We start from the raw sequence: 12502 nt of genomic DNA on the forward strand, positions 1-12502 counted from the left end.
TGGGGAGGACCGGAAAGCCTCCCGCTGCTTCGCGGTGAGTGTCGGAACACCCCCACGTTGGTGGGGAGGACGCCAGGATCGGCGCGAGGATCGCCGGGAGTTGCGGAACACCCCCTCGTTGGTGGGGAGGACCCGCCGGAGCGTTCTGGCTGTCGTACGCGCACCGGAACACCCCCACGTTGGTGGGGAGGACAGGATCCGGCGGCGGTCCTGCTTGCCGGACGCCGGAACACCCCCACGTTGGTGGGGAGGACGCCCGGAGTTCGGTACGGATACGGGTGGCACGCGGAACACCCCCACGTTGGTGGGGAGGACAAGTTCCATGCCACGCGCGCTGGCCGCACCGCCGGAACACCCCCACGTTGGTGGGGAGGACACCGTCATGTGCCACACCGCGGACTGCCCCAACGGAACACCCCCACGTTGGTGGGGAGGACCCACCCCGCGAGACGGAGGGGCCCGTAAGGGTCGGAACACCCCCACGTTGGTGGGGAGGACGCCCGTGAGACCGGTGGTCGTCGCACCAACCGCGGAACACCCCCACGTTGGTGGGGAGGACCCGAACACCCGGTGCGTCACCTTGTCGCCAACCGGAACACCCCCACGTTGGTGGGGAGGACGCCTACCCGCGCCTTACCGGTCCCCTGTACAACGGAACACCCCCACGTTGGTGGGGAGGACGACGGCGTCCACGCTGTTCGACTGGAGTCCGGCGGAACACCCCCACGTTGGTGGGGAGGACACAGGCACTGTTTCCCGGAAATACAGCCTCGCCGGAACACCCCCACGTTGGTGGGGAGGACGGACAGGGCGTGCGCGGGCATGGACGGTCGGCCGGAACACCCCCACGTTGGTGGGGAGGACAGGATCCGGCCGTACTGCAGCAGCTGGTACGGCGGAACACCCCCACGTTGGTGGGGAGGACGCCGTCCTCGGCCCACTGGGCAGCACCGCCGACGGAACACCCCCACGTTGGTGGGGAGGACTCAGTTCTCGTTGTGGATGCGGGCAGCGGGGACGGAACACCCCCACGTTGGTGGGGAGGACTGTGCCTAGGCGCAGGCCCGAGGACGATCATCCGGAACACCCCCACGTTGGTGGGGAGGACGCGTTCGTCCCCGCGTTCGGCGGGCTGTTCGCCGGAACACCCCCACGTTGGTGGGGAGGACTCGGCCCGGCATTCCATCCAATTCGAAATCTAAGGAACACCCCCACGTTGGTGGGGAGGACGGGCTCTCGCATGACCTCGAATGGCACCACTCCGGAACACCCCCACGTTGGTGGGGAGGACCCGAGGCTCACCGGGGTGGTGATCCGGCACGACGGAACACCCCCACGTTGGTGGGGAGGACACGGCCTGTCCGTGAATGAGGGGGAAGCGAGCCGGAACACCCCCACGTTGGTGGGGAGGACTCCTGGAGGAGCCGGAGGTCAGCGTGGACGTGCGGAACACCCCCACGTTGGTGGGGAGGACGGGCAGTCAGCCCGTTCGGTGGGGGCAGCAGGCGGAACACCCCCACGTTGGTGGGGAGGACGGGTCACCACCATGGTCCGCGCTATCGAGCGTCGGAACACCCCCACGTTGGTGGGGAGGACCGCTGGCCGGGTTCATCTGCGGATTCCATGACCGGAACACCCCCACGTTGGTGGGGAGGACTCTTCCTGACCTGCACCTTAAGAGGGGCTTTGCATTTCCTTGACTTTTGGTGGTGCGGTCATGCGGATCAGGGTGAGCCCGTCGAAGTCCTCGGGGACGCGGCGGCGGGTGCCCGCGGTTCGGATGGCGTAGCCCTGTTCGGTGGGGGCCGGGTGGACGAGGACGGCAGCGCCGTCGCCGACGGTTTGGGTGACGGCCTGCCAGAGTTCGTCGCGGACGCGGGCGGAGACGCTGCCGACGAAGATGCCGGGGACGACTTCGCTGGTCCAGCGGCTGAGGGCGCCTCGGAGGTGGTCGGGGACGGCGGTGGTGGCGATCACGAGCATCGAGGCCATCAGTCGCCTCCGGACGCGTAGTTGACGCCTGCGGGCAGGACTCCGGCTTTGGGGTCCCAGAGGTGGACCATCTGGGCGTCGCGGCGTTCGGGCCGTTCCTCCTCGTCGCCCTCTCCCGCCTCGGCGTTGAGGGTGTTGGTGTGGTCGGGGGCCAGCAGGTTCTGCACGTCGTGGACGATGCGTGGCAGGAGCCGCAACAGCCGGAGGTCTTCGCGGAAGCGGCGGCGGGCTTCCTGCTCGGGGTTGGTGGAGTTGTGGAGGGCGAAGGCGACGGGGAGTGTGGTCTCGGCTTTGTAGAGGTCGGCGATGTCGTAGACGAAGGCGTGCTGGGTGCCAGCGTGGACGAATCCGAGGGCCGGGGAGAGGCCGAGGGCGAGCAGGGCTGCGTGGACGATGCCGTAGAGGCAGGTGTTGGCGGCGGAGAGGGCCAGGTTGACGGGGTCCTGGGAGTCCCATTGGTCGGGTCGGTAGTTGCGGCGGAAGCGGCCGATGCCGTGCTGTTCCGCGAGGATCTTGTAGAAGGCCTTCATGCGCTGGCCTTCCATACCGCGCAACTGCTCCAGGGTGACGGTCTGGGGGAGGTCGGCGTCCTTGAAGCGCCTCTCATACATGCGGACGGCGACGTCGAGACGTTTCGCGGGGTCGGACCAGCAGGTGACCTGCTGCTCGAGCCAGTGGGTGGTGAGGGAGTCCGGGAGAATTCCGGCGTATGCGCGTACACCCCCGGCGCCGACGCAGACGACGCTGGTTCCATGCCGGGCCAGGGTGGTCAGCGCGGGCGTGGTGATGGAGACGCCGGGCCCGAGCAGGAGGCAGGAGAGGGCCGCGGTGGGTACGTAGACGAGGTCGATGCGCTGGGGATCGACCTGGATCTGGGCGCAGACTCCGGTGTCGTCCTGGACGACGCGGACCATGTCCAGGTAGAGGAAGGACAGGGAGTCGGCGACCCTGGGCAGCATGGCGAGAGTAGGGGAGGCGAGGCGTCGGCGCGCATCGCTCCCCCTTTTCGGTGCGCTCATACGGCGGTGGCGGGTGCAAGGCTGAGGAGTCCGGCACCGTAGGGTTTTCCGCGTCCGATGCCGTTCAACACGGCGTCGCGCAGAGCATCGGGATCGGTGACGGTGGCTGTTCCGTCGTAGCGGATGAGGCTGTGCCTCATCCCGGAGGTGTTCTGTCCTCGGGGGCGGACCGGCCGCATGGTGGTGGGCGTCAGGACGTGCGGCTGTAGGCCAGCGTCGGTGGCGCGGCGTAGCCACCACTGGTCGGCGTCTGCGCCGGACAGCGGCACGATGCGGCCGCGTTTTCCTTTCTCCTCCCGGGAGAGCCGTTCCCGTTTGGCGGGGTTGAGGACGATGCGGTAGCGCACTGCCAGCCCTTCGCGCAACGCGGTCAACATCGGCGTCAGGCTCTTGGTCTCGGCCTGCCCGTATCCGCTGGGCAGGAGGGCAGGGGCGAGCTGGGCGGCCTGGACGAGGAGGGTGCTGGAGGAGTCGGTCTCGTCCAGGCGGTAAAGGACGCCTGCCCGTTGGCGTGGGGAGTCGCCGAGGCCGTCTGGGACCATCCGCATCACCGTCTTGTGCATCTGTGTGGCGTCGCGAAGGTCCCTTTGCACCTCGCGGCTGTAGGGGTTGAGGCGGATCCGGGCGATCACCGGGGCGTCGTTCATGCGCTTTCCTCGGCGTGGGCGTAGTCGATCAGGCGTGTGAGCAGGGTGTGCTGAGGGCCTGCCAGGTCTCGGTGCACCGGCTCCACCGTGCGATAAAGGCGTCGGCCGATATGAGTACGCCCTTCCTGGGCGAAGCTCACCGGCACGTCGTTGATGTCGATGACATCGGCCTGCCCGTCGCGGGGCGGCTGTTCGTGGAGGAACTCCACCGCGACGGTGTCGCCTTCCTCCTGGCGGGACGAGGTGCGGCTGAGAGGGACGGCTGTGCGCAGTGCCCTTTCCGGGTCATCGATGTGGCTGCGCAGGAGGAACGGCTCGTCCGGCGCGCAGGAGCGGCGGCCGAGGTAGGGCGCCCAGTGAGGACGGCGCAGCGCCCGGGCGAGCTGTTCAACCGTGTCGTCGGGTGCTCTGACGGCGACGACGAACACCGCGTCGGCGAGGTAATGGCGGCGGGTGACGACAGCCGCGCCCTTGTTGCCGCCACCGCTGGTGGCGGCAGTACGGGCTTTGGGGAAGCCGCCGCCGACCGTGTGGTAGTCCACCAGCCGCACGCCAGGACGGTCCACCCGCACCGTGAGCCGCACGTCCTGATACCGGTCCAGGCCACCGTCGCCGCGGCCGATTCCCTGGGCGGCGGCGAACATCCCCATCAGCCCCGAACGGGTCGGGAAAGCGGCGGTGTCCCGCACCGGGGTGAACGCCGACCGCTCACCCCAAGACTGCAGGGGCCCGGCCAGCCGCAGCAGCAGTCCGCTCACTGCTGCCCCTCCGTGTCCGTGCCGGAGGCGGGGAGGGCGGCGTCCACGGCGGCCTCGACAAGCTGGTGGTAGGAGACGTGTGCCTGGCCGAGTCCGGTGAGCTCTTCCTCCGGGTCGATGACAGCGTGTCCGTGGAAGGGCCGGTTGCGCTCGCCGGTCAGGCGGTTGATGTTGCGCGCGTAGGCGTCCAGCGTGGTGCGGGAGGGCCGGGAGAAGCCGCCCTGGGCGTCCGGGACGACCGGGCTCTCGAAGGCCGCGGCCAGGGACAGTGGGCGGTGTTCGCGCACCGCGAGGTAGCCCAGGTCGGGGAGGGTGTGCGGGGCGGTGCTGTTCTTCTTGGCCTGCGGCAAGGAGAGCAGGAAGTGCTCGGCGAAGGAGGCGACCACGGTCCGGGCGGCCTTGGCGTCACCCTCGAGGTTCTTCAGCAGGTCGGTGATGTTGACGGTCGCGTACCGGTAGAAGACTCCGGCGCTGAACTCTGCGGTGTCGAGGTGTCCGCTGCCGGTCTCGGCTTCACCGAGCCAGTCGTCGACCGCGGTGAAGTAGTCGCGCTGTGGCTCGGCCGCGTGGGTGGTGAAAGCGTGTGCGACCTGGGCGGCGCCATCCACGTTGGCGTCGGGGAGTTCGGCGAGCATGCGGCCCAGCAGGCCGATGGAGGCGGTGCGTCGCTTGAGGATCGTCTCGATCCGATTTGGGGGCAGCAGTTGGCCAGGGTTCTCCTTACCCTTGGCCTTGGTCTTATCCTCGGCCGTCTGCTGAGCGTCCAAGCCCTTCTCGAGGGCCTCCCGGTGCTCGGTGCACACCACGGCGAGTTCCTCGATGGCGGCCTCGGGCAGGAACAGCAGTACCGAGGTGTGGCCCGCCTTCTCCGTGCCGATGCCCTTCTTCCCGGCGCTCGCCGCGACCTGAGCTCCGGCGAACGCGGCCAACTCTGCCTGCCAGCCCGCCTTCTGCAGGGCCTGCTGCACCTTCACGGGCACCATGCGGGTACGGGCAGCCTTCTCCCCGAGGTCCTGCTCGACGCCGTGCCTGATGACCCGCTTCCAGGACTGGCTGGAGACCCGGATCCGTAGCGCGTCGCCGTAACGGACCTGCTTGGGTGAGCCGAGATCATCGCGGTTGAGGTTGGCGACCGGTACCGACTGCAGGGCACTCAGGTCCAGGTAGAGGGTCATCGCTTGTTCTCCTCGGGAAGATCGGTGGTGGGGTCGGGCTCACCGGTGTCGGTGCGGAAGTAGCTGTCGAGCCAGCGGGTGGCGATGCGGTCGCGGTCGCGGTTCCACCAGGACAGGTCCTTCAGCAGGACCGCCCAGTCGACCGTGGTGCCGCCGCCGGTGAGCTGTGCGAGCAAGGCGGGCAGGCTCCGGTGGACGGCGTCGCTGCTCTGCCGGGACATCAGGTGCAGGGCGCTCTCCGCCGTGTTCGGCTTGAAGACACCCTTGGCGACGGCCTGACCGAGCGAGGCCCCCAGGTTGGGGCGCTGATACCAGGCGGTGGCGCTGGTGTCCTCGGGGTTGTCCTGGCGGGCACTGCGCGGGCGCGCCGCGATCAGGGAAGCGACGCCATAGTAGGCGCGCCGTACATCGCCGTAGCCCTGGTCGTCGTTGTCACGGAGCCACGGAACCAGGTGGCGGTGCATGTAGTTGCACCGTTCGACCGGCAGGCCCAGACCTCTGCGCAGCTCGGCCCGTTGCCTGTTGTCCTGGCACAGGCGGTGGACGTAGGAAACGAATGTGTCGTACTTGGGCGGAGTGGGGGCCGCCTTGGAATCTGTCATGAGACATCCCTGGGCAGGGGCATGGTGAATGGACTGAACTCGCCGACCACACGGTCAGCGTGAGAAGGGAACCGGCTAGCGAGAAGGTCAGCTGGCTGAGACGGGCTTGGGGTGGAGCAGCGCGAGGAGGAGCGAGCGAGCCCGGTGACGGGCGCGCGCCACCCGGATGTCCGCCCGGTTCGCCGGGCCGATCGCCTCGTCAAGCGCGGTCATAGCCGCGTGGATGAACGGTTTGACGACCTGGTCCGCGTGCCGCTCCGGCTTGGCCAGCTTCCAGAACTCCTCTTCGGCCATTGGCCAGTACCGGGTGAGTGCGGCAGATGCCCATGGGCCGGGCTTGCGCGCATCCAGCTTGATCTTCGCCTTTGGCGAGAGGTCTACGGCGGTATCCGTGGCGATCTTCCAGGCGATCCTCGCCGCCCAGTCCAACCGGTCACCGACTTCTTCGGCCGAGGTGTGGCAGTGGCTGATGTGGTGTGCCATATGCGGGTCGTTCTCCTCCAGCCAGTGCAGGACCGGTGGAGTCGTCGAGCGGAACCAGACGCTGTCCTTCTGCTGGCCGTCTTGGTCGAAGCCGTAGGCGCGCACCGGCAGAGCAGGCAGCAGCGTCCGCGGCAGGCCCTTCAAGGACGGCGGCCGCTGGGTGTCCGGTCGGCTGTCCTTCAGCAGCAGCGCATCCAGGTCCCGCCACAGAGCCCGGGCTCCGTCGGCCTCCCGGGGCTGGAACTCCCCGTCCTTCCTCCGGTCCAGGATCTGGAAGGGATCCCGCACCTGACGGGGCGGCTCGTGCGTGGACCACGTGAGGTACGCGTCGGTCACCGACCGGCCATCTGGCGACGGCACTAGAAGAACAGCGTGACGGAATCGGCCAATCAGCATCCTGCCCGGCCACGTGATCGGCGGGAGCGGCTGCAAGGGCGCGCCAAGGTCATCCTCCTCCCACGGGCAGGCGTCGTCGGATTCCCAGTCCACCTCTGCCTGTGGGCTCGGTACCGCCAGTACGAGGGTGGTGAACAGGTCTGGTGCCCAAGCGAAGTACGACACGCTCTTCCGTAGCGGCGCCGCATCCCCACTACCCGTCCGTACAGTGGTGATCCGCCGCGGCGTGCACTGCCCGGACGGGCCGAAGTACAGCTGGGCGATCAGATGCCAGGCAGCCTTCGCGGCCGGAACCGGCTCAGGAGCTGTGTCGGCGAAATGTCCGAACAGCACTGCCCCGTTGATGCCCGTCGGACGGCCCATCACCAGCTTGTTCACGCCGGACGGATTCGGACCGCCCTTGGCGTCCACGCACTCTGCACGCAGCCTCGGGTCCTGAAGGAAGGGCCGCTCGGAGTCGAACAGGTCGAACCGGCCTGACGGCACCCTCTTGTCGAAGTATTCGTCCACCGCATCCGGATCGAACCGGCCGACCTTCAGGACTCGCAGACGCAATGCCAGCCAGTCATCGATGTCCTCGGCGTTCTCGGCGTCATCGAGTCGTACTTCGCCGTCCGCGGCGATCCTGGCCGTTATGACGGCCAGGATGCGCATCAGACCGGCCGCCGCCGGCGGCACCGGCAACTCCAAGTCCGCGATCTCGTGGGCGCGCTTGAACAACGCCCGTAGCCCAAGGCGCGCCGACTCCCCGGTCAGCAGACGGGCCGGAATCCAGGGCTCATCCCTCAGGTCGAACCCCCCAGTCATGACATCCCCCTTCAGGAAACGGATCTACACGACGCATGCACGGCAAAGCCCCCAACTGACCGCTCGGGCGTCGTAATGGCATTCAAACAGGCACCACTGACAATCGGGGCCTGTCTCGGTAATCGCACCACTAGTAGAGCACCACTCGGAGGCGCTCGCATCCACTTCATGAAGGTCGATAGGCAGGGGTATGGGGAAGAGACTAACTTGCGCAGGAGACGGCGCTTGGGTAGAACTCAGTGCCAGCGACGGCGAGTTGGTCCGTCCGACATCGAGGGGAACCATGCAACACTCCATGCCTGTCTCGGGGGCAGTTGCCGCACCGTGGGTGCTGGTCGTAGCCATCATCGTGATCGTCATCGGCATGAAGCCGGACCCTGCCACGGTGGGGTCCTGTAGCGCCTTGCTCCTGGGCGCTGCCGAGGCCCATCGCCGTCTCTCCCGGTAGCCTCTCCGCGGGCACGTGCCTGCGAACTTCGGGAGTGGGCATGCCTCCCCACTGATGTGGGGGTGTACCGGTCGAGAGGCACGGGCCACGTTGTGGCCCGGCGCCTTCCCCGCCGATGTGGGGGTGTTTCGCCGGGCCACGTTCGTCAACCGCGAACCAGGCCAAGGTTCTCGTCAAGGTGCAGTGTTCTGCCACCGACTTGCACTGCCTGGGCGGTTCCTGCCTGCACTGGCTGATAGAGGACGCGCAGGTCCCCCAGCATCGGGTGTACCGTCCAGGACTCCGGCGGGCTCACGCTGTCCCCGTCTGGGCCGTGAAGCCAGTCGGAACGCACAGGAATCGTGCGACGCATCACCTTGCGCACGGTCGCGGCCGACAGGCGTTCCCCTTCCGGTGCTGATGGCAGCGACTCCTTGCCCTCCGGGTCGAGTGTCACGCGCCCGTCCTCCTGAACGAAGGCGCACAACAGGCGGACCGAGTCGGCACCGAGCCGGGTGGACAGTTCCCACTCGTCCTCTTCGCCCTCCAGACTGTGCAGGTCGGCAAGTTGGGCAAGTCGTGCAGGGGGGACGGCCCGAAGGCCGGCCATACTCCGTTCGGCCGTCTCCTTGCCCTTGTGGGCCACCCACGCGTTTACCTCGGGGCTGTCGGGGGCGTCCCAGTTGAACTGCTCACCGTCACCGTGGACGGCTTCCACGAGTGCTTGCACATCATCCGGGACGGAAATGGTCCCGTTCTTGAGTTTCGCAAGCTTCTGGGAGGTGGCGCCGAGCAGAAACTCGGAGTACACCTCGCCCCACTGCATCGGAACCTTCCCGCCACTGGTCATCGGGTCGAGCACGACCAGCCGCGGCCCATCAGCCCACGTCGGGCGCCCACCCCCTTCGGGGTATCCGTAGCGGGCCCAGTGATTCTCGTGCCGCCAGCACCGGCCAGCCCGCTGCAACAGCAGGGACAACGGCGCGAGGTCGCTGATCACAATGTCGGCGTCCAGGTCGAGCGACTGCTCGACGACCTGCGTAGCAACCACAATCCGTCGCCGTGGCCTCGGGCCCTTGCGCCCCAGACCGTCGGTGACGTCACGCGTACGCTCCTCGCGGACGTCCCCCGGGAAGCGAGCGTGGAGTAGCTGCACACTCCCTCCCTCCGCATGGGAGCGCCGGTCGAATTTTCTGCACAGCCGCCGGTATGTCTCCTGCGCGTCGCCGACCGTGTTGCACACCACCAGGGCTGTGCCACCGTCCCCCTCGGCCACCGGCTGTACCAGCCGCTCGATCACCGCCATCCGGTTCCGAGGTCCTCCCTGCGAACCGTGTACGACCCGTTCCACCGTGACGCCCAGCCTCATCCGCCGGGCGCGGGCCTGCTCCTGCCGCTGAGCCTCCGACATCTGCGTGCATCGGCCGCTCTCAGCATCCACATACAGCCAGCCGGGGTACGGGGCCGGAAACACCCGCTTGCGCAACGCCTTTGCCGAGTGACCCGCGCCCCGCAAATACTCCTTGATCAACCGGTCGCTCACCGAAGCCGGCAGGGTCGCCGACAACAGCACGACCGGCACCCCGTACGCGCCAAGCCAGTTCAGCAACCGGCCCAACAGGACCTGCATGTACGGGTCGTAGGCGTGTGCCTCGTCCACGATGAACGTCTTGCCCGACAGTGCCAGCAGGCGCAGCGCGTTGTGCCGTACTGGCAGAACCGCCATGAGCGCCTGGTCGACCGTGCCGACCGCGAACTGCGCCAGCAGCGGCCGCTTGGACCCGCGCAGCCAACGCTGCGGCCGCATGTCCGCCTCCCTGCGGCGGTGCCCGGCCGCAGCCTCATCGCCGTCGCAGGTCACTACCGCCTCACCCTCAAGGCCATCATCGGCGTAGGCACTGTTGAGCCAGGCCATGCTGTGAACCAGCGTCAGCCCAGCGTTCTGACCCGACTGATTCAGCAGAGTCTTGGTGACCCGACCATGCATTTGATCGCTCGTGGCCATCGTCGGCAGCAGAAACGCATACCCCCGCGTCCCGAACCTCTGTGACAGGACCCGTTCGGCCTCCAGCGCCGTCTCGCTCTTCCCGTCCCCCGGGGCCGCCGTCACCAGCAGGATGCCGCCACGCTTCCCCGCCCCGACTGCCGTCGGCAACTCGTCCATGACCGATCGCTGCAAGGGGTTCGGCTCGCCGATGATGCCGTACGCCTCGGCGAACTCTTTGCGCTCCAACGGCACCGGAGCCAGCCCGGCATCCTCAAGGAGTTGGGGAGCATCCGCCTGTGAACGCCGGAAATGCTCGGCCAGTGACGGCTCGAGTTCCCGCTGACGTCGTCTCAGGTAAGTCTCCTGGCTCACCAGCCAGTCTGCAAGAATCACCACACCAGTCACCAGCACCGCGGTCGGCGCCTTGAACGACTCCGGCGCCGCCGGGAGCCCCAACAGCTCATGCACCGCGACGGCATGCGCGACACGCTGCCGACTCCACGCGTCCCCACCGAGGAAGTCCGGATTGATACTGTCCGGGGCTTGGTGGAAACGGCCGTGATGGCCACCGATGATCTCGGCCATACGCTGCGTGACCTTCAGCTCCTCGCCCTCTTCGAAGCCCAGCGCCTTCAGCACTTTTGCGGCAGCCGCCATACCTGCCACATCGTGGCCGACACGATCCGCGCTCATCTTCTCGCTGTCCGCACGCAATTCCGCACTGAGGTGCTGGACACCATGCCGTGAACAGAACTGGAACCCCGAGAGCTTGCCGATGTCGTGCAACCCGGCACACAGTCCGACCAGAGCCCGGGCCCGCTGCAGTTGGCCCCCAAGTCCCATCCCCTCGGCAATGCGGACTCGCTGGTTCTCCGACAGATAGACGTCCCACAGATGCAACGCCATCGCCGCCGCATCAAGAAGGTGCCTCACCAGCGGATACGGCGGCCGCTCCGGATCCAGGCCCCGCGACTTCCCCCACACAGACTCATCCGGCACATCTTGCTTGCCCATTATGACGTCCCCTCCCACTTCAACCTGGCTCGCGTCCGCCGTATGTGTGAGGCCGCTCCGCTGACTGATCCAAGCACCCACCACTGACACCTTGGCCCGACTGCTGTCATCCGACGGTTTTGCCACCGAGCGTCGCCCTTCCCGAACGTGCCCCGGATAAAGTGGGCATCGTGCAGACCCTGGAGCGTTTCACCTCATCCGACATGGCAAAGAACAAGCAAAGCCGTTCCTAAGCCGCAGGTCAGAAAGAGTCCTCCCCGCCGATGCGGGGGTGTTCCGTCGCCGAAGCCCTCCGTGTCGTGGACAGCCTCGTCCTCCCCGCCGATGCGGGGGTGTTCCGCCGGTGACCACCCCTGAGCCGCCCACCGTGCCGTCCTCCCCGCCGATGCGGGGGTGTTCCGCGCCACCCCCACTCCCGGGCCGAACCCGTCGGGTCCTCCCCGCCGATGCGGGGGTGTTCCGTTCGAGCAGCTGGTGCGGGCAGTGGAGGCGGAGTCCTCCCCGCCGATGCGGGGGTGTTCCGCCGCTGGTGAAGGTGCTTTCGGGATTGCGTGCGTCCTCCCCGCCGATGCGGGGGTGTTCCGTGCCGGGCCGGGGCTGGCAGGCGCTCAGGGGGGTCCTCCCCGCCGATGCGGGGGTGTTCCGCCGGGAGTTGGGAGCTGGCGAGGGCATCTGCCGTCCTCCCCGCCGATGCGGGGGTGTTCCGCGAGTACTACGGGGAGGACAGCGCGATCGTCGTCCTCCCCGCCGATGCGGGGGTGTTCCGCACCTTCCGTGGTTTCGCGACGGCCCAGACGAGTCCTCCCCGCCGATGCGGGGGTGTTCCGGCACCCACGACTGCCCCAAGTGCGGAGGCGGCGTCCTCCCCGCCGATGCGGGGGTGTTCCGGTGCCGATGGCTGCGCCCGTCCAATAGCGGGGGTCCTCCCCGCCGATGCGGGGGTGTTCCGTGCCCCGGTGTGGTGGTGCTGCAGCTCTACGAGTCCTCCCCGCCGATGCGGGGGTGTTCCGACGAGCTACCAGGCCCACATGTTCGAAAGGGAGTCCTCCCCGCCGATGCGGGGGTGTTCCGCATCACCCGGTCGGGGTCGGAGGTCTTGTGGCGTCCTCCCCGCCGATGCGGGGGTGTTCCGCCCATACCGGGCCCGGACCACGTCGACCTCGGGTTGCGTCCTGGGAAGTGGTGTACGGGTTCC

8 protein-coding genes and 2 CRISPR repeat arrays (1 of these 10 only partly in view) are annotated in these 12502 nt (G+C 68.0%); all 8 genes read right to left on the reverse strand.

From position 1 onward, the window contains the following. Positions 1–1657: a CRISPR direct-repeat array (repeat unit 29 nt; unit sequence CGGAACACCCCCACGTTGGTGGGGAGGAC) (it extends 446 nt beyond the left edge of the window). Positions 1658–1674: 17 nt separating this feature from the next. Then, entirely contained in the window at positions 1675–1992 is a 318-nt protein-coding gene (gene cas2e, locus VT50_RS20530; protein ID WP_046084386.1) for a type I-E CRISPR-associated endoribonuclease Cas2e, read from the reverse strand. After that, positions 1992–2951 (reverse strand): type I-E CRISPR-associated endonuclease Cas1e, encoded by a 960-nt coding sequence (gene cas1e / locus VT50_RS20535; RefSeq protein ID WP_046084385.1) that lies wholly within the window; start codon positions 2949–2951, stop codon positions 1992–1994. The genes cas2e and cas1e overlap by 1 nt, the downstream gene beginning before the upstream one ends. A gap of 56 nt (positions 2952–3007) precedes the next feature. After that, positions 3008–3658, reverse strand: a complete 651-nt coding sequence (gene cas6e, locus VT50_RS20540) for a type I-E CRISPR-associated protein Cas6/Cse3/CasE (RefSeq protein ID WP_046084384.1) — start codon at positions 3656–3658, stop codon at positions 3008–3010. Further along, positions 3655–4416: a type I-E CRISPR-associated protein Cas5/CasD gene (cas5e, locus tag VT50_RS20545; RefSeq protein WP_046084383.1), complete on the reverse strand. Its 762-nt coding sequence runs from the start codon at positions 4414–4416 to the stop codon at positions 3655–3657. The genes cas6e and cas5e overlap by 4 nt, the downstream gene beginning before the upstream one ends. Further along, positions 4413–5591 carry a type I-E CRISPR-associated protein Cas7/Cse4/CasC gene (gene cas7e, locus VT50_RS20550; RefSeq protein ID WP_046084382.1) on the reverse strand — a complete coding sequence of 393 codons (1179 nt, stop codon included), beginning with the start codon at positions 5589–5591 and terminating at the stop codon, positions 4413–4415. Before cas7e ends, cas5e begins: the two co-directional genes overlap by 4 nt. Then, the gene (casB, locus tag VT50_RS20555; protein ID WP_107424844.1) at positions 5588–6193 is read right to left on the reverse strand and encodes a type I-E CRISPR-associated protein Cse2/CasB; all 606 of its coding nucleotides are present in this window, start codon (positions 6191–6193) and stop codon (positions 5588–5590) included. The genes cas7e and casB overlap by 4 nt, the downstream gene beginning before the upstream one ends. 87 nt (positions 6194–6280) lie before the next feature. Then, positions 6281–7879 carry a type I-E CRISPR-associated protein Cse1/CasA gene (gene casA / locus VT50_RS20560; RefSeq protein WP_046084381.1) on the reverse strand — a complete coding sequence of 533 codons (1599 nt, stop codon included), beginning with the start codon at positions 7877–7879 and terminating at the stop codon, positions 6281–6283. Between the two features lie 593 nt (positions 7880–8472). Then, the gene (gene cas3, locus VT50_RS20565) at positions 8473–11307 is read right to left on the reverse strand and encodes a CRISPR-associated helicase Cas3' (RefSeq protein ID WP_240529234.1); all 2835 of its coding nucleotides are present in this window, start codon (positions 11305–11307) and stop codon (positions 8473–8475) included. Positions 11308–11557: 250 nt separating this feature from the next. Beyond that, a CRISPR array of direct repeats spans positions 11558–12439; the repeat unit is 29 nt; unit sequence GTCCTCCCCGCCGATGCGGGGGTGTTCCG. Positions 12440–12502 lie beyond the last annotated feature (63 nt).

The sequence above is a fragment of the Streptomyces antioxidans genome (assembly GCF_000968685.2).
In the GTDB taxonomy this organism is placed as follows: domain Bacteria; phylum Actinomycetota; class Actinomycetes; order Streptomycetales; family Streptomycetaceae; genus Streptomyces; species Streptomyces antioxidans.